General features: G+C 57.6%; 15 protein-coding genes. 5 read left to right on the top strand and 10 right to left on the bottom strand.

The annotated features are described in order from the left end of the window. Positions 1–220 precede the first annotated feature (220 nt). Positions 221–937 carry a sulfite exporter TauE/SafE family protein gene (locus AAFG16_RS39435; protein WP_271608567.1) on the bottom strand — a complete coding sequence of 239 codons (717 nt, stop codon included), beginning with the start codon at positions 935–937 and terminating at the stop codon, positions 221–223. A gap of 1009 nt (positions 938–1946) precedes the next feature. Here AAFG16_RS39435 and AAFG16_RS39430 point away from each other — a divergent pair. Together AAFG16_RS39430 and AAFG16_RS39425 are read left to right on the top strand one after the other, a co-directional pair. Next, positions 1947–2177 carry a hypothetical protein gene (locus AAFG16_RS39430; RefSeq protein ID WP_342734082.1) on the top strand — a complete coding sequence of 77 codons (231 nt, stop codon included), beginning with the start codon at positions 1947–1949 and terminating at the stop codon, positions 2175–2177. 105 nt (positions 2178–2282) lie between these two features. After that, positions 2283–3008: a LuxR family transcriptional regulator gene (locus tag AAFG16_RS39425; protein WP_342741040.1), complete on the top strand. Its 726-nt coding sequence runs from the start codon at positions 2283–2285 to the stop codon at positions 3006–3008. A gap of 348 nt (positions 3009–3356) precedes the next feature. On the opposite strand, the gene AAFG16_RS39420 is transcribed toward AAFG16_RS39425, so the two are convergent. The 9 genes from AAFG16_RS39420 to nodD1 all read right to left on the bottom strand — a co-directional run bounded on the left by AAFG16_RS39420 (position 3357) and on the right by nodD1 (position 15278). Beyond that, positions 3357–4082: an outer membrane beta-barrel protein gene (locus AAFG16_RS39420; protein ID WP_283081801.1), complete on the bottom strand. Its 726-nt coding sequence runs from the start codon at positions 4080–4082 to the stop codon at positions 3357–3359. Positions 4083–4936: 854 nt separating this feature from the next. Further along, the gene (locus tag AAFG16_RS39415) at positions 4937–5164 is read right to left on the bottom strand and encodes a hypothetical protein (RefSeq protein ID WP_027562761.1); all 228 of its coding nucleotides are present in this window, start codon (positions 5162–5164) and stop codon (positions 4937–4939) included. Between the two features lie 703 nt (positions 5165–5867). After that, on the bottom strand, positions 5868–6245 hold the full coding sequence (locus AAFG16_RS39410; RefSeq protein WP_271608564.1) for a NolY: 378 nt from the start codon (positions 6243–6245) through the stop codon (positions 5868–5870). Between the two features lie 1937 nt (positions 6246–8182). Next, positions 8183–9217 (bottom strand): LLM class flavin-dependent oxidoreductase, encoded by a 1035-nt coding sequence (locus AAFG16_RS39405; protein ID WP_271608563.1) that lies wholly within the window; start codon positions 9215–9217, stop codon positions 8183–8185. Positions 9218–9692: 475 nt separating this feature from the next. Further along, positions 9693–10802, bottom strand: a complete 1110-nt coding sequence (locus AAFG16_RS39400; protein WP_342734075.1) for a branched-chain amino acid ABC transporter substrate-binding protein — start codon at positions 10800–10802, stop codon at positions 9693–9695. A 303-nt stretch (positions 10803–11105) separates the two neighbouring features. Next, on the bottom strand, positions 11106–11819 hold the full coding sequence (locus AAFG16_RS39395; protein WP_333938638.1) for a MerR family transcriptional regulator: 714 nt from the start codon (positions 11817–11819) through the stop codon (positions 11106–11108). Between the two features lie 120 nt (positions 11820–11939). Continuing rightward, on the bottom strand, positions 11940–12353 hold the full coding sequence (locus AAFG16_RS39390; RefSeq protein WP_342734073.1) for a hypothetical protein: 414 nt from the start codon (positions 12351–12353) through the stop codon (positions 11940–11942). A gap of 356 nt (positions 12354–12709) precedes the next feature. Beyond that, entirely contained in the window at positions 12710–13702 is a 993-nt protein-coding gene (nodD2, locus tag AAFG16_RS39385; protein ID WP_271608559.1) for a transcriptional regulator NodD2, read from the bottom strand. A gap of 631 nt (positions 13703–14333) precedes the next feature. Further along, positions 14334–15278 carry a transcriptional regulator NodD1 gene (gene nodD1, locus AAFG16_RS39380; protein ID WP_271611101.1) on the bottom strand — a complete coding sequence of 315 codons (945 nt, stop codon included), beginning with the start codon at positions 15276–15278 and terminating at the stop codon, positions 14334–14336. Positions 15279–15729: 451 nt separating this feature from the next. Between nodD1 and AAFG16_RS39375 the strand changes: the two genes are divergently transcribed. The 3 genes from AAFG16_RS39375 to nodB are packed head-to-tail and all read left to right on the top strand — an operon-like array spanning position 15730 to position 17401. Continuing rightward, on the top strand, positions 15730–16071 hold the full coding sequence (locus AAFG16_RS39375) for a hypothetical protein (protein WP_342734067.1): 342 nt from the start codon (positions 15730–15732) through the stop codon (positions 16069–16071). Positions 16072–16112: 41 nt separating this feature from the next. Further along, complete coding sequence (locus tag AAFG16_RS39370) at positions 16113–16745, top strand: NodA family N-acyltransferase (protein ID WP_283081807.1); 633 nt, start codon at positions 16113–16115, stop codon at positions 16743–16745. Further along, entirely contained in the window at positions 16742–17401 is a 660-nt protein-coding gene (gene nodB / locus AAFG16_RS39365) for a chitooligosaccharide deacetylase NodB (protein ID WP_342734064.1), read from the top strand. Before AAFG16_RS39370 ends, nodB begins: the two co-directional genes overlap by 4 nt. Positions 17402–17409: the final 8 nt, after the last annotated feature.

Here is a 17409-nt window from a genome sequence, read left to right as displayed (position 1 = left end):
GACTAGGTACGGACCGCTCGGCTCATGACGATCAGCTGGGATGCACGAGGTGATCCGCCCCATCGCCGCTCGATCCGACAGCTTTTCGTCTTCGCGTTGGCGGCTTTCAGAGTTAGTCAAGGCACGCGGACAGACATGAGCTGCCGCCTTCATCATGTTGCACCCCGATCTCACCGTGCTGGATCTCCTGCCGATCCACGAAAGATGGGAGTTGAGACTTTCAAGCGAGAACCAATTGGATGCCGGCAACGAGCATAACGGCAACGAGGATAAATCTGATGCCCGCGGGGTTCAGGCAGTTCAGGCTGACTATCGTTCCAGCGACCGCACCCGCCAGCGCGAAGATAGCGTAAAGAACCAAATCCGGAGAGGGAAATTGGCCGCTGAAAAGAGCTCCGACGAATCCGACTGTGGAATTCGCCAGAATAAAAGGGGGTGATAACGCGACGGTCTGCTTCGGTGATGCCCAATTCAGTGTGATGAGCGTCGGCGCGAGGAACACTCCACCACCCACGCCGGTCAGACCGGAAACCAGGCCAAGGGCCGCGCCAATGCTCACGATTGCCGTGAGCGGAGTTTCACAAACACGATCAGCCGCGCGTCCCCGCTGCATGATCATCACGGCGCTCGCCAGAAGAAGAACGAGCCCGGTCAGCGTCTTATACATGTGGTCATCGAGCGCAATCAAGCCGCCGGCAAGCGACGCTGGCACGGACGAAAAGAGGAGCGGGCGCAGGATGGCCCAGTCAACGATCTTGTTGCGGTTGAAGAGCCACGTAGAATAAGCCGCGACGACAATGTTGAGACCAAGTGCCGTCGGGCGCATCTCTGTCGATGACATACCAAAAAATGCCATTAGCGAGAGGAATGCAGTGCCACCAGCCTGGCCAACGCTCGCATAGAGCAGCGAGATGATCGCGATGAGCAGACAAGCCATGCTTCACCGATCTTGGCGACGATCTTCGCCTTTTTCCACCGAGCCCATCATGAGTCGCGCAATCAGGTGCGGTCTGACTGTTTTTGCTTGGGGACGGATCGACCCCCGCTTCGCCGGAATAGCTGGCAAAGGTCCAGTCAGTTCGAGTTCCTTTAGCGAGTGCCATGTTTGGACCGTCCAATCAATTGCCGTACTTGGTACTTGACTGGCGGGAATAGGACTGTGTTGCGCCCTGAGGAAGCAGCACTCGACGGGCCGCCGAGGTGAGCTGCATTTCTTGCTGTAACTCACCTCGTGTCGCGTCTCGCGACGTGCTGTCGGCTTTCCGCATGTCATGAATGCTTCGACGGACCTACGTCGCGCCAACCATGCGCGTTCGAAGCTCTTTCTGGTCTGTTTTTGTGAAATCAGCAGTTGGTATGACACTTGCTGGTCTGGCGCGGGTCGTCTCCCTGCTGGAGAAGCGCATGCAAAATGTCTTCCGCATCAAGCAGATCTCGCGGTTACGAGTATCTATCGTTGCGCCGTTAAGGTGGTCCCTTTCTGCACGTTTGGTACGTTTGCGCCAGGCCTGCCGGACGGATTCGATGAGACGGCGCACAATGATGCGGGGAGTATGGCTTCTGCCTCGACTGTTCCGTGTTGCTCATCGATCCCGTGCCCGGCGCCGTCGCACGGAGAAGAATCGGCGAACGGTTAGCGATGGCAATTCACAAGATTGGGAAAAGACATGAACCTCGTATTGTTCGTCCCCAAGCAAAGAATGGATGCTCACAGGACGCTCCTCGCGTCCCGCGCCGCCAAGCCCCTCGAGCTTAGCCGTATCGCGCAGATCAGAGCCCAGGATCTCGTCGTGCTCGGCCTCGAGACAAACCAAAGCGTCGTTCGGCTGCGTTCACTCGCCATGCACGCTCAACAGAGCCGAACCTCTGGCCGGCGGAGCTGTTTGGAAGCTCAGTCCGGGACCCGCGGACCATCGGGGCCGCCATGATCAAACGGGACACTGTTGGTGGGTATCGATGGCATCATCCTTCAACACGGATCGCGGGCGATGATTTCCGACCTGGCCAGTGCGTTATCGGCAAGCTGGACCGATCACTTCAGCTCAGCCTCGGAGACAGGGATGATGGCGCTATATCTGGTGGTTTTTGATGCGATCCTGCCGGCGCATTCGGCGGGGGCGCAACGAATTCGTCCAATGGCGTCCAGCATAGCGCGAGCGCTCAGACTGGACGAATAAACTAACCCTCGAGTTCAGCTCATGGACTGGAATTTGGCTCGGCCTGAAGCAAGCGCAATCGAACACGATGAAGGGGAGGTTGATCGTCGTACTGAAGCGTCCAGCATGGACCTCTTTAGCTTCACCGAATGCGCTAACCAGACTCATTCACTCAGAGCACTATTCGAGCTTCTTGTAGGCTGTGCCACGAGGGAAGGCTTCAGTGAAGTTGCATACGGCGCTCTCAACTTCGTTGAGCCACTTCGGCTGGCGGAGTATCCGCCCCCGACTGTGGCTGTGAAGTGGCCGCCAGACTGGTGCGACCGATACTTTAAGCGCAAGTACCATACTATCGATCCGGTGGTCCGGCGTACGCCGATGCTTTCGCGGCCGTTCTTGTGGGATCAACTCGCCGACGACTATCAGCTTCAACCGGACGAAAGACGCGTACTTGACGAGGCGAGAGAGGCGGGGCTGAAGCATGGCATGAGCGTCCCGTTGTTTGGCCCGTTGGGTCGGATATCTGTGGTGTCGTTTGCATCTGCGTTCGATGATGCTGATCCTCAGGATCGCATCGGGCATCTCAACGCGCTGGCCTGGCAGTTTCACACCGCCTATGGCGACATCGCTCGTCCCTGCGATAATGGTTGCGAAAGAAAAGTTGCACTATCGCCGCGGGAGACTAGTTGCATGCGGTGGGTGGCAGAGGGGAAGTCGTCATGGGAAATCGGGAAGATCCTGGGAATCAGTGACAATACAGTCAACTTTCATGTCAAGAATGCGATGCGAAAGCTGGGGGCAGCCAGCCGGATTCAAGCGGTGGTTGTGGCGGTTCGCCTAAATGTTCTTTGAATTTGAGAACGGGACACTAGCAGCCAAATCGTGGGCTTCCAGCTTCTAACATAGTGCATGGCACCTTCGGCGAGCTCGCAACACTCCTTGGAGCAAGTCCGTTATCTCACGCTGCGTGAGGTTGTGGGACTTTCACGAGATCGATGAATTCTCGGATCGACTGACCTGTTCCTCCAGTGTGTTGGCGGCTTCTCGGCCACACTCCAACTGGCCTCTGGATTCCATTACTCAGACGAGCGCGCACCTGGTGCTTCGGAACTGATTGGGGCCGGCAGGGTGAGGAGCAGCTGAGGAAAGAACCCCGACTTGGGGGCCGGGGTTCCGATTCACGCGACCGCGTGGAGGTCTCTATTTGGCAAAGGGCGAGCCAAACTTATAATTGAGGCGCGCCGTGATGAGATCGACATCCTGGTGCACGCGATCCGCGCCAAGAGCCGCTGGGAAGCTTATGTTACTGCGTTGCATGAACAAGTGGTTATACTCGACGCCAGCTGACCAGTTTGGCGTGAAGCTGACTTCGGCACCGGCGCCCAGCACGCCACCCCAACGCACATCATTGTTTTTGCCAATCTCGGCGCCAGTAGCCACCGAGTTGACGTGATAGATGTTGCTCGTTACCGCAGCGCCGCCCTTGCCATAAAGGAGCACGGCATTGAACGCGTATCCGATATGGCCCGTGAGTAGACCGAATGCATCTGTCGTGGTGCCAACGGTGTCTGCCGGGAACGCGGTGCTGACATTGGAACCGTTGAAGTCGGCCCAGTTGCCCTGACCTTCGATGCCGTAGACCATGTTGAAGATTTGCCAACGATACCCAATCTGGCCGCCAATGGTCCCACCAGTCGAATTATGGCAGCCCTCGGGGGTAACACCATTGAAATCCCAGCAGTTGCGGCTCGTTCCCCAGCCACCATTGACGCCGATATAGTAACCAGACCAATCGATGATCGGGGCTGCGGCTGGCAGTGGTACCGCCTTAACCTTGGCAGGTTGCCCCGCCAAGTCGGTGCCGAATGAGGGAGCGGCGGCACCGAGTGCGCCGATGCTTGCAGTCAGAATGAGAATCTTTTTCATTCGAGTGTCGTTTCCTTTCGGTGCCCCCCGGCGCCGTGCGTTTAACAATATGAACGCGAATTGCTGTAACTTCCGCACAACATGTCTTCGAAAGAAACGGGTCCAATCGTACGCCGCGTCAGATTGTGGAGCGCGCAACTTGCCATGCACTGCCTCGACCGAAATGCTGGGGCCGGGACACTGGTCGCTTGGCGCAGATGATTCTTTGAATACGATCCGTTCATGATGGCTGTGACGGGACGCAGTGCTACGAGCTGTTTGGCTCTCTCTTTCGCTGACTTGCGACAAAGCCAGGCTGCGCCAACACGTCCCGGGCATGCTCGTTCAGAGAGTTCGGCAAATGAAGACTGCTGATCCAGAACGCGTCTCTTGCGATCAGGCTCACTTCCCGGCAGGAGGATCGTGCTGCCGCTTGCAATCGTGAGTGATACGGCGATGATCGATCGCAGGCTTGGACCGCTCTGGCTCAGGACCTATCGCAAGTTTAGCACGATGTTCCTCAACCTCGACCTCGATCGACGGGTGTCAAGGAGCCGATGCGGCTGCTTGACGAGGCTCTTGCTTGAACTTGCGGGACCTCGTGCCGAGCCAAAACTCAGGAGAGGAAACGGTATGGCTCTTCCTGGCGCCAGCGAATATTAGGGCGGCTGTCCCGCCTCGTCGCCGACATGCACTGGATTCTAGGTGGCTGGTCTGGGGTCACCATAATAGTCGTCGCGAACGTGCTCCTCTTCAACGGGCTGAACATGACTGGAGGGGAAGCTCCACCACGCTCTGCCCCGGTGTTTTCCGCCGCATAAGGTCCCCAAGACCCTCAACAAGCCAAGCTTATGTGGCAGTACGGGTTCAGGCGCCTATTGCTCGGTCGACCGCGCCAGCTCAGCCCGCAAGTTGCGTATCGCCTCGTTAGCCAGATTCAACGTATTCCGTTCGCCCTTCTTTATCGAAGACTCAAGGAAAGTGCACAACCGGCTATGGAGGACCGTCTTGCGATTATGCGCAAGCAACGGATCCTTCTCAACAAAGCGCCAGGCTTTATCAAATGCGACGCTCACGATAGCATCTTGCATCTGCTGATCCATCTCAACACTCCACGCCGTCCTGATACAAGGAAGTACCTTCGCAAAAGCAAACCGAGCGTCTGTGGCTTGTCCCAGCTAGTAAGACATCAGAGCCGCAGCACGCTCGGACATCGAGCTGCTCTCGATGTTCAATGAATTTACAGATGTTTGTTGAAGTTCCGATGACCCGGCGTGTCGGATTGCCAGGCGCATTCGAATAATTCTGAAGCGGCTGAAACGAGCTCGCGCTGTTCGCGCGGCTTCGTTACCGAAGTGCTCTTGTTGCTCGGTATCGGTGACATGAGGCTCTTCTTCCTGCAATCGGAAGATCGGGCCATGCCAATCACGAGTACAGCCGAACATCGATGAAAATGGATCGTTCCCCTCCTTTCCCAGTCTCTAGCTAAGACGCGTTCATCGAAGCGTGTGGCGTTTTCCGGCCACTGCTTGTTTGCTTTCTGACATGTGTCCGCGGGGCGTCGTCCGCGGGGCGTCGTTCTTTGCTCGACCCTTCGCGGCCTCCTGCTCTGGGTGCGGGCTCTCGCTTTTGAGCGTGGTGGGGAACAGTTGTGATTCGGAAAAGCCAGCCGAACCGGCTCGCTTACGGGACGGTAGCCCATAAACACGGAGTCGCCGATCCCTGGTGCGCACGACCGTCGCAGTCAGCCCAGCGATAAACGTTCAATAAAAGCGGCATCAACCTCAGAGAAACCCAAATGAAATCTCAGTCTACTGTTGCACGTGACAGAATTAGTTTCGCGATCTTCATTTGATTAGCGGGAGTTCGGAGCACTTCGGGTAATGCCGCCACGGCCTGATCGAAAAGGCGTCCCAAAATTTGAAGGTCTTCTGGGTAGTAAACGCCACGGTCTCGCGAGAGTCGCGTCGTTTGCTGGTCGCGGGCGGGGTCCCCGGTTTTGGCATCCCCGAGCTGCCCGAGCTCCAGTTCCGCCATGATCATTTGGTTTGTCAGGGCATTTAGCAGTCGAACCGCTTCGAGCTCGTTGCCTTCTTCGCGTACGAGGGCGGCCACGAGGTCGAGTTGCAGGTCGATGCGATCCTCGAGGTCCTCTGAGCGTGAATTGGAAGGGTCAAGTTCCACGGTGTTTGCTCCGGTTAGTTAAATGCAGGAAGTAGGCTGAGTAAGGGTTGTGTCGTGCTTTCCCGGCCGCGAGACCGCAGACGCGGCGAATGAACGAATGGCTGCTGCACAAGCCAAGGTGCGCACGCGCGGTCGCCGAAGGGAGAGGGTTGCAGGCATGTGCCGCGAAGAGAGCGCAAAGGCGGAATCGACCAGAGAACGCCGTGAACTGTCCTGTGATCCGACCATTGAGCCGATCCAGCGCCTCGACGGTCGCAGTACCTCCAGCCGGCGGGGACGCCGCGATGACGGCAAGTCGAGAATTGCGGCTCGAACTGCTGCACGATTGCTTGTCGCCTGACATAGCAATCCAGACGTAACCGGAGGCCTTGCCAGGCAGAGTGCCACAAAGTACGTTCGGCGCTGGACGAAGCTGTTGCTGAAGGCGCGCCGTCAGCTGCTCCAGACCGGTCTCGTCATCATGCCAGACGTTTATGGCCCAGCTCATGCAGGCAACCCAGAATTAACCCGCTTCACATGTCTGCGGTTTCTCTCTGCATTCGTTGACAGGCGATGCCTGGCCCGGCGAGGGGGCGGATCGGCTCCTGGAAGGGGGGCGCGATAAGAGACAAGACCGGCAGATCGCGTCCACCCCTCGTTGCGGTGGCGACGTAAGGATTGCAGAGAAGGGATAACCGCGCCGGGATATGGTCGAAGAGGGCCGGCGCATAGAATGAGATAGGGTAGCGTCAGTCTGTAGGAAATGGGTGCGGGAGCCGCCCGTCGACGAAGAAAGAGGATGCGCGCAGAGTGAGAATCCACGATCACACAACTTGTAGGGGTGGGCAGTAAGATCGCGAGGCTGGTCGCATCACACCGATCGACATCAGTGCCTCGTCCTGGCCGGAGAATAGCGTGGTCAGATAGCCAACTGCACTGCTTTGTTTGGAGGCCGCAACGGCGTCGGATCGTCGGCGCTGCCCGCCTGGTCAGGGAAAAAAGTGCAGCCTGCACCGGTTTAGCGGACGGTTCGCCTGCCCCAATTCTATGCAGCGCACGCATTTGCCTTGGCCAAGCAGTGTGCGTGAGAGTCGATCTTCCTGGAGGGCCTCAGTATGATTGCAAAGGAGGAGGCGCCAGCGCGACAGATTACGCGCCAGACGTTGCGATTAGCGATCTGACCGCATTTACGCCGCTCGTGCTTCGATGCCAAAGATTGATGGCTGTCGTTGGCGAAGCAGCCACGAGAACCTTGAAGCGCCCTGCGACTATGCTGAAAGTAAAATGGGTTCATTTCTCAAACGACATCCGTGGAATGTGCTTTCCGGAAACCGGCGATCGACTTATGGGTATTTGGCTGAAATTGGTAAAATCGAAAGTGTCGATGGGATGCATCCAGTTCGTGGATCGCGGACGGGCGTAATCTCACCTCTTACATCGAAAGCGGGTCAGTTAGTTGTTTCCTGCCGGCTTGGTGCAGTGAGCTTATGGGCCTCTTAGACGAGCTTGCTGATTCGTTGATGACCGGCGGCCTAGAAGGGTCACAGCAGCGAGCGCAGGCGAATACCTCTAAATTGGACTCCAGATCTCACGAAGGTGAGAGAAACTCCTCGATCCCCATAAGGAAGGGAGGGTCATAGAGTCTCGTCCGGACTGTCCGACCAGCTCCGGCCTCCCGCAGATGCAGGATGAGCCCTGAGCAATCGCGGGTCTCCATTGAAAAGGTCCGCGTGATCAAAGCGGACGAAGAGCGTTCGGCCGCGGATAAGTTGATAAAGCGGCTCGGACAACTTAGCCAAAGCTGTCCCCAAAATAGGAACGCGAGGCGGTCAGATATCGCTGCCATTGAGGCTGACGGTCGCCTTGCCCCGGGCAACGACAACCAATATGGCAACCAGCCTCGGATAACTTCAGTGCGTCGGTATACTTACCACGCATATGATCCCCCGACGCAGTCATTATCCGCCGAAGCTACCGAGAATTTCAGTTTTAATTGCAGTTGCGGTGTACAGGGAAATCTCCAGCGGTAGGTTTCCAAATGCAAGCTGGCAAAGCAAGTAGTTGGCACCCGCCACTTCCATCTGCTGGAGAAGGACCTGTCGGACGGAAGCCGGCGTTCCAACGACGCACAATTCGTTCTCAAGTGCTGCATCGAAGGTCAGCGGAAGGGCGGGCGGTGTCGGAATGGCGTTAAGCTCGTAAAGAAACTTAAAGCTCTCCAGCCATCGGCGATACGCAGTTTCGGCCGCCGCATGAGCGTCCTGATCAGACTTCGCAATCACGACCATGCGGGCCAGCCCGAGAAGTGGCTCGCGGCCGTGTGCGGCTGTGTTGTGGGGTCGATGGGAACGGTAGGCGTCCGTAACGTTCCGGACAGCGCAGGCGGGGCCTATGCACGCCAGATTGGCGCCATTTGCCGCGGCCCACTGCGCCGACTCTGCCCGATTGCTTGCGATCCAGATGGGCGGAGATGGACGTTGATGGGGCCTCAACGCTAAGGGTACGTCGCTCAACTCGAAGTGGTCTCCCTGATAAGATAGCGTGTGTCCCTTCAGCGCAATATTCAAGATTTCACTGGCTTCCGCATAACGACTTGGTGCAGCGTCTGCACTGATGCCGAAATAGCCCCATTCAATCGGCTGGGAACCGCGGCCTATCCCGACCTCGAGCCTGCCGCCGCTCAATTGGTCAAGCATGCAGATCTCTTCGAATGCGCGCAATGGATGATAAAGGTTGAGCAACAGTACGAGCGGACCGAGCCGTAATCGCCGGGTGCGCTGCGCGACACTTGATAGGAACAGGTGCGGCGAGGGCCCTCTGCCATGAGGTGTGCAGTGATGTTCGGCCAGGTGATAAGCGTAGAATCCGAGCGAGTCGCAGACCTCGATCAGCTTGAGACGATCTTCATATTGTCGTGCGGCATCTTGGCCGTCGTCATCCAAATGGTCGAAAATGCCGCACCTTAGTCTTGAAGAAGAAAGGCCACTCTTCACTCGATCAATCTCCGATTACGGTCAGATGGCGGGTCCTGGTTGCTTCGTGCCTTTGCGCTCAAAGGGGTCTCGTTCGTCGTTTGACCGGTCAGGCCGTTTTTTCTTTGAGTGCGTGGATCTGGGCTTGCACCATGTGAGCGGGTGACGAGAATGCGAAATGCTGTCGCCGCGCCGTTGATAGACGTCCGCGAACCGCCTCCAAAGGCGAGTTATGCTCGACCAGAAGCATCGTTACTCGCTTCAGAGGTCCTGTGCCTCGCGAGTCAGATCAGCCCGGAACGGCTACTATTTATCTATCATTGGACGTAGCGTCTCCGTCAGGGCGACGTCGGGTAGCTCTGCAAGCGCTGCAACGAACGCGAGAAACGCTCCAAAGGCTGCAAGTATGAGAGAGCTTGCGAGTATCGCTTCTCCGACCTGAGCGCGTCTCATTGTCCGTGTCGCTTTGGCTTCGGGGAGATGGCGATGACGCCAATCAGTTCTGCTCGACAGTTTCAACACGGCCCTCTCGCCAACGGTAAACCAGAAAGCCAGGAGCCGCATTGTCTCCCTTTCTATCGAACCGGACTGGGCCAATCACGGTATCGGTCGGCCGTGAACGAAGTGCGCTAGCTACGCGCACAGCATTGAAAGAACCGGTCCGGTTCACCGCCTCTGCCCATGCTTGCACGGCCGCATAGGCGTAAAGCGTGTAGCCTTCAGCGGACAGGTTGGAAGCTTTGAGTGCGGCCACCACGCCGGCCGCATTGGCATTCCTGGCGGGGTCCGGCATGAAGGTAAACAACGTGCCATTTCCGGCGCTGCCTGTAATGGCCCAGAATTCAGAGGTCATCAAAGGATCGTTCGCCATGACCATAAGTTCCGCTCTTGCTTCTGACGCCTGGCGTACAAACAATCCAATTTCAGTATGATAACCGCCGATATAGGCGACACGCACCCGTTCCTTCTTCATCCTTGAGACCAGCGCTCTGTAATCCTTTTCACCGGCTACATAGCTTTGCCGAATGACTTGTTCACCGAATCTCCGAAGCTGTGCTTCAACGACGTCGGCGATACCCTTGCCTGCGGTGCTCTTGTCGTCGAGCACTGCGATCTTGTGGTTAGGGAAGGTCCGGTGAATATACTCTGCGGCAACGATGCCCTGTTGGTCGTCGCGGCCGCAGATCCGAAAGACGGTGTCAAGGCCCCGTTCTGTTAGCTGAGGATTTGACGAGCCTGGTGACACCTGAATGATGCCTGCTTCGGCGTAGATCTCGGAGGCCGGGATCGACGCAGAAGAACAAAAATGGCCAACGACCAACCGGACCCGCTCTGTTGTGAGCTTATTCGCGACTGCGACAGCTTGCTTCGGGTCGCACGCGTCGTCGGCGACAGTCAATATCACCTTGGTATCGAGAAGTAGACCAGAAGCGTTCAACGCCTCGACTGCCGCAGCTGCACCATCGCGCATTTGTGCGCCGAACGCAGCGCTGCTTCCGCTCATTGGGCCAGCCACGGCAATATTGACGTCGGAGCCGCGCGCAACAGAAGCGAGGGCGCAGAAGAGAAGCGCGACACTCGCAGCAGGCGCACAACGGTTTAACATTGTAGAGCTCCCAATGTTCACTTGAAGTCTAACCGCCGGCAGCTGTGATCAGACGTGTCTACACGTTGAGATTGTCTGTCAAAGCGAAGCTTGCGTTGGTCGCCAGATTGCGACCACGGTAGAACTTACAATTTGACGTTAGGTGCGTTTCAAGGCCGTTTTTTTGGAGCCTCGACGGTGCATCAGGGAGCGCGGATTGACGGGGTCACGACGACTGTCCGGTTTAGTCCATAAAACTGTTGGCCCGCATCAGAGCCGACGAGCGCCTATCGGCAATGCCGTGCGGAGCCGGCCAGGAGGACGTCAGTACGGCTGATCCTCCAACCCGCCAAGGGCCAGATCGAGATATTGCATGAGGCAGGGATCCCAACCAGCCAGACTACGGGGGGCGCTTAATCGTGCAAGTACCTTCAGGATCATCGAAACGCGTGAATCGGCGCCAGCGATTTCGCCGATCAGCAAGCGTGCTGCAACTGCGACAGCCTTTGCCCGCTCGCCGCAAGGATGCTCGCCTCGATCCATACAATCACGCAGGTCGTCGCGGATCCGCCGCCACCGCTCCTCGCGATCTGCAGCTAACTTGCAGGTGCATCGGGACGTCTGATTATGCGTCTCGACCCGCGACATGGCATTGAGGGTGGCAGGCAGCTCATCCACACTTACCTGGATATCACCGTCGATGGTCATGTTGCGCAAGCGATCTCGCAGCAGAGTTGCTCGAGCGACTTGAAGTTCTATCCGTTCTAAATGTTTGCGCAGAAGATCGGTAAGTGAGGTCGTGCCATCCATAGCTTTACGGATCTCGACAAGGGAGAAGCCAAGCTCACGTAGCGCTCGAATTTGGTGAACCCGTTGCACACTTTCGCGGTCGTACATCCGGTGGCCGCCGTCAGTACGCTCTGAAGCTGCTAGGAGCCCGGTGTGTTCATAATGATGCAGCGTGCGTACCGTTACTCCGGTCGCCTCTGCAAGTTCGCCAATGCGCCATCGACGCCTTCGTGGTGTAGCTTTGCTCATGTTGTTCATTTCAAAGCCTACAACCTGACGTCACGTGTGATTCAAGCTATTTCAACGCTCTAGCTGGATCGTCTTCCATTCCAGCGCGAGACTGGTGACTATCCTCAGAATGGCGTGGGATCAACCCTGAGGGGAAATGGTGATCAACAAGTTCGTCAGGCATGCCAGTTGAGCCTCGCCAGCCGCTGTACGCTCCAGGACGAGTTTGGCGATTGCTGTGCGATTTTCCGGACTTCGCATCGATGGGGGTAGCGCGGCGATCGCACTATCATAAAGGCGTCCCAGGGCCGAAAGCTCTTCCGGATCGAATACGCCGCTGCATTGCTCCAAGTTCAGCTCCTTGTTTGTCATTGCGTCATGGCAGGGCACGTCGTCAAGACGTTTGGCTGCGATAGGGCCAAAAGAAGTCAGACCCGCGGCGCGGAGCGACGAAGATGCGATGTGCTCCCATGTGATGCGACAGGGCAACATGCGTGCGCGATGCTTGCCTCGACGGCGCAAGAGACCGTGGTCATGTGCATGATCGATGACCATCACGCGCACGGTGCGCGATGGTACGGCTTCCGAAGAAGCACAAGCGTCTCCGCTCTTCGAGATCCACTGCTGATTCGGAGAGTTGACGAGGGCAGCCCAGCGCTGCTTCTGCTGTATCGACAGCAGGTGCGGCCGGGTGCAACGTACGTCCCTGTCTCTAATACCAGGCCAACAGTCTGACCCGCCGCTCGCACGTCGAGCCTATTGCCAACGTGCGGAAGACGTACGCAACGTCGTCATAGCCGTCTGTTGCGATGATCTTTATAGAGCGACCATGAATTCGAGCGCGGCGAGCCAAAACTGTATGCGTTGAGACATTCGTTGGGATATGAGGCTCGCAGATCCTGCGAACGTCCTTACGACAACGGCGAGGCAGATCGTGCGAAATCCCCGGCAGAATCAGCTCGTTCCGAAGTGCAGATCATGGAGGCTTCTTGCCCAGTTGCCATGCGGGTAGCTTCCTGCAACAATATCTCTCGCATCCACAGGCTTTCCGGGTCGCTATTGTGAAGGACGGGCCATTGAACCGCCTCAGTGAAGGCGGGAAATGGCTGCGGGAGCTCCGCAATGCGAAGGGGCATTGTTCTTTGGAAATGCTTTACGAGCCCTAATGGCATCGTCCCTATGCGGTTGGTGCCCACCAGCAGGGGCGGGATCATGCTGAAGCTCTGCACGAGAATGTCGATGCGCCGATTGAGACCTAGATCGAGTAAAAGGGATTCTTCGACCGGCGTCTGGCGCGCGCCTTTGACCTTAACCGCAACGTGGCCCATCGACATATACCGATCAAATGTAAGCCCCCGTAGTAGTTGGCTGTTCGTGGAGCAGCCTACGCAGACGAGTCTCTCCTCGAATAGGGGCGCCCTGGGGTGCGCGCCGGACATGAATAATTCCGGCAAGATAACAAAATCGACTTCGCCGCGGCGGAGAAGCTCATCGTGCTCATCGGTGAGCGCGACCAGTTCGAAGCTGACGGCCGGTGCTTCTCGCGCGACGCGCTCCACGACATTTCGGAAGAATACGACTGTTATAAAATCAGAAAGGCCGATCCTGAAACGCCGGTTCGATCGAGCTGGATCGAACACGTCGCGGGCGATAATTGAAAGATCGATGTGCGTTAGAGCCTCGCGTACAGGGGCTGCGAGTCCTTCCGCGCGTGAGGTCGGGACAAGTTCCCGCCCCCTCATCCCAAACAGCTCGTCACGGAAGTAGGATCGCAGCCGGGCAACGGCTGCGCTCATGGCCGGCTGACTAAGATTAATCTTGCGGGCCGCTGCGCTGAGGTTGCGCTCAGTCATTAGAGCATCCAGCGCGACGAGAAGATTTAGATCCAGACCTTTGAAACGCATGTCTTCTTATCCGGCACGAACGTAATTGGGCGCATACACCAAGCGATGACGGCTGCGTCTGGAGAGGTCCTTGGCTCGCACGAACGGACATCGTTTCCATCCTACGACCGCGAAAAAGACGCTCGTGCAATGATCGCAACAATGGAGAGCAAGGCGGTAGGCCGGCCAGCAGCGGCCGGAAGCCGTCAGGAGTCCCAAAGGTGATCGGTGTCGCCGGTTCCGGCGACCCACGCGACAGGACCCGGCCGGTTGGTTAATGGCAGATCAACCCAATGTCCGGCCAGTGCCGTGAGTTCGCCAAAGCGTCCAGTCGAGAGCCGCCTAGCGCAGCTTTCATCACAGCGGCCAACCTACAACCTGACGCAGTGTGTGGTTCAAGCGATTTTATGCGACAGGCCAAACATTGTTGTACTGGAGGAGGCGTGTTGTGCCGCGATAGTGCCGGGCATCGCCTGTTTGCGGTGCAAGCGCCTCATCTGCGAGGTCACCACGCTCGACTCGGCAAGTCTTCGCAGCCGATCGCCCGTCGCTGGCAGCTTGGCCTCAGAGACGTTGAAGTGACGAAAGCGGCCGAGTAGGTCGAAGGATTGTTAGCGTATTTGGAACGTGCCGAGAGTGGCTTACGGTGAGCCTAGCAGCGCCTGCGAGTTGGAGGCTCCTGATGCCCAGATGCCATGTTGGATGCTTCCTCCAACAATATCCGCCGCATCCAAATGCTCGCCGGATCGGTATTGTGGAACGCAGGCCACTGCACAGCCTCGGTGAACGTGGGCAGGGCGAGCGGCGGTTCGACGATCCGCAGTGGCATCCGCTTTTCGAAGTGTTTGGCGAGTCGCAAGGGCATTGTGCCGATACGGCCTGTGTCTAACAATATCGGCGGAATCAGGCTAAAGCCCTGCACAACGATCTCAATGCGTCTCTTGACGCCGTGCTCAAGCAAGAACCACTCTTCGATGTTTGGTCTGAGCGCCCGTCCGAACTTCGCCGTAACGTGCCCCATCGAAATGTATTTCTCGAATGTCAGCTGCCGCGATAGCTGCTTGTTCTCGCGGCATCCGACGCATACGAGGGTCTCGTCAAACAGCATCGCCTTAGGATGCGCGCTCGACATGAACAGCTCCGGCAGAATGAGAAAATCCACCTCGCCCCGGCGGAGCAGCTCATCGGGTTCGTCGGAAAATGGCAGCAATTCGAAGCGCACCGCGGGAGCTTCCTGTGCAATACGGTCCACAATTTTGCGAAGAAAGACGATCGTCATGAAATCGGAGAGGATGAACCTGAAGCGTCGGCTCGACTGAGTAGGGTCGAACGCGTCCCGCGATATGATCGAGAGTTGGATATGCAGCAGGGCTTCGCGCACCGGACCTGCAAGCGCCTCCGCGCCTGGTGTCAGGACGAGCTCGCGACCTCGCATGGTGAACAGTTCATCGCGGAAATAGGTGCGCAGCCGCGCGATCGCAGCGCTCATAGCGGGCTGGCTCAGGTGAATTTTGCGCGCCGCCGCTGTGAGGTTGCGCTCCGTCATCAGAGCGTCGAGCGCAACGAGAAGGTTTAGATCAAGTCCCTTGAACCGCATGTTGTAAGTCTATCCATCGTGTGGATGTGTTCCATCGGAACAATCGATTTTACCAAATTGCTGGACGTTGGATAGCAAACATCAGTTTGCAAAAGTAATCAGGCATACCACGATGGCTGCTGCTCGCTCACGCTGGCTTAGAGAAAAGCTCCTGGATGTGCGAGCAGCCGGCGCATCCGCTTCGAGGGCGGCCATGGGCGCGCAGTGCGAGCCGCGTCGCTTCGTCTCGATGCGAAAGTCGCCCGATAGAGACGCCAGGCAGATCTCCGTAAACCTTGGTATGCGTGTTTCATCCGTTTCCATATTGCAGGTTTACCCACGTACACTTGAGAGCGCGTTCAGCCGCGTTCTAGTGTCGGGAAATAGCGGCAGGCGCAGATTGCGGATGCCCAGTCATTCAGGCAGCTCTCCAAATGGCTCGCCTGTCCACCGCATTCAGGGCGCGTCGAAGATGTATAAGAACCAGTGTGATCTGATGCCACTCGGCTGCGCCATCGATGAGGCGCCGCGCATCGAAGGCCTGCCCGCAGACGTCAAAACGTCGACAGAGATGTTAGACGAGGCCGAAAAGCTCCGTGGTGCAGACAGGATCTGGCTAGTCCAATCGCCTCACCGGCATCTTCCGGCCTATCTCGCGCAGTGCATTGGCCGGATGACGAGCGCGAGCCATGAGATCGCTTCGTCGCGAGCGAAGGCGCCTGGCGCGGTGCAGGCGAGGAGTGCCGCGCTCCGAGGGCCATGGCAGCGCATTTCAGTATTGATCAGCGGTTCGGCGACTAGCGAATTCGCGTGACCATCTCCGCTCATAATTCCACTGGCGCAAGGAAGCCCGCCATGAACATTGCCGCATCCCGGACTGCGGGAGCCCCTACTGCGCGCGCTCAAGTGCAGTGGAGCCTCCGCTGGGAAAGCGAACTGCGGCTCGCTGATCATGCGGAGCTCGCCGAGTTCTTCCGCAAAAGTTACGGGCCGACCGGTGCGTTCAATGCGCAGCCATTTGAGGGCAACCGAAGTTGGGCCGGTGCAAGACCTGAGGTCCGCGTAATCGGTTACGACGCGCGCGGGATAGCTGCTCACATCGGGCTACTACGCCGTTTCATTAATGTTGGTGGGGTCGATCTTCTCGTTGGCGAACTGGGGTTATATGCGGTGCGCCCGGATCTTGAAGGCCTGGGAATTAGCCAGGCAATGCGCGTGATGTATCCCATGCTGCAGCAGCTTGGGATTCCATTCGGCTTTGGCACGGTTCGGCCTGCGCTTGAGAAACATATGACCCGACTGGTCGAAAGGCAGGGGCTCGCCACCCTCATATCTGGCATTCGCGTCCGCTCCACGCATCCGGATGTCTATCCCAATTTGTCGCCGATCCGCATCGAAGACGTGATCGTGGTGGTTTTTCCGGTTGGACGCTCGATAAGCGAGTGGCCGGCCGGGACGATCATCGATCGGAACGGGCCCGAGTTATGAAAGAGCTTTTCCCCCTATCTGCTGTCCGTTGTGACTACGCTGACGTGAGTGGAAGTCGCCCCGTGTATTTGACCTTTGATGATGGGCCAAATCCATTTTGCACGCCAGATGTGCTCGATGTGCTGGCGCAACATCGGACTCCGGCGACGTTCTTCGTGATCGGCACGTACGTGGCCGAACAACCTGAACTCGTTCGACGAATGATCGCGGAAGGGCACGAGGTTGCAAACCACACGATGACGCATCCGGATCTATCCAGATGCGGACCAGCGGAGGTACGCGATGAAGTTCTGGCGGCGAGCGAGGCGATCCGTTCGGCGTGCCCGCAGGCCTCACTCAGGCACATGCGAGCACCTTACGGCATGTGGACACAAGAGGTGCTCGCTGTATCAGCGAGCGCTGGTCTCACAGCTGTGCACTGGTCGGTCGATCCGAGAGATTGGTCCCGCCCTGGGGTTGATAGAATTGTAAATTCAGTACTGGCGAGCGTTCGCCCGGGTGCAATTGTGCTCCTGCACGACGGATATCCTCCTGATGAGGAGCGACCGTGCACTGATGCCGCGCTGCGAGATCAGACCACCATCGCGCTGTCACATCTGATCCCGGCGCTACAACGGCGCGGGTTTGTAATCCGTCCACTCCCTCAAATTCACTGAAAAAAACA

The organism is Bradyrhizobium sp. B117, assembly GCF_038969555.1.
Classification (GTDB): Bacteria; Pseudomonadota; Alphaproteobacteria; order Rhizobiales; family Xanthobacteraceae; genus Bradyrhizobium.
Note: the sequence above shows the minus strand (reverse complement) of the source record. Positions and strands in the feature narration are given on the sequence as shown.

Bases quoted from the DNA above. Each gene is read 5' to 3' on its own strand.
- AAFG16_RS39415 (WP_027562761.1), bottom strand. From the start codon at position 5,164: ATGGATCAGCAGATGCAAGATGCTATCGTGAGCGTCGCATTTGATAAA.
- AAFG16_RS39375 (WP_342734067.1), top strand. From the start codon at position 15,730: ATGTATAAGAACCAGTGTGATCTGATGCCACTCGGCTGCGCCATCGAT.
- AAFG16_RS39425 (WP_342741040.1), top strand. From the start codon at position 2,283: ATGGACCTCTTTAGCTTCACCGAATGCGCTAACCAGACTCATTCACTC.
- AAFG16_RS39435 (WP_271608567.1), bottom strand. From the start codon at position 937: ATGGCTTGTCTGCTCATCGCGATCATCTCGCTGCTCTATGCGAGCGTT.
- nodD1 (WP_271611101.1), bottom strand. From the start codon at position 15,278: ATGCGGTTCAAGGGACTTGATCTAAACCTTCTCGTTGCGCTCGACGCT.
- AAFG16_RS39390 (WP_342734073.1), bottom strand. From the start codon at position 12,353: ATGGTCATCGATCATGCACATGACCACGGTCTCTTGCGCCGTCGAGGC.
- nodD2 (WP_271608559.1), bottom strand. From the start codon at position 13,702: ATGCGTTTCAAAGGTCTGGATCTAAATCTTCTCGTCGCGCTGGATGCT.
- nodB (WP_342734064.1), top strand. From the start codon at position 16,742: ATGAAAGAGCTTTTCCCCCTATCTGCTGTCCGTTGTGACTACGCTGAC.
- AAFG16_RS39400 (WP_342734075.1), bottom strand. From the start codon at position 10,802: ATGTTAAACCGTTGTGCGCCTGCTGCGAGTGTCGCGCTTCTCTTCTGC.
- AAFG16_RS39370 (WP_283081807.1), top strand. From the start codon at position 16,113: ATGAACATTGCCGCATCCCGGACTGCGGGAGCCCCTACTGCGCGCGCT.
- AAFG16_RS39395 (WP_333938638.1), bottom strand. From the start codon at position 11,819: ATGAGCAAAGCTACACCACGAAGGCGTCGATGGCGCATTGGCGAACTT.
- AAFG16_RS39420 (WP_283081801.1), bottom strand. From the start codon at position 4,082: ATGAAAAAGATTCTCATTCTGACTGCAAGCATCGGCGCACTCGGTGCC.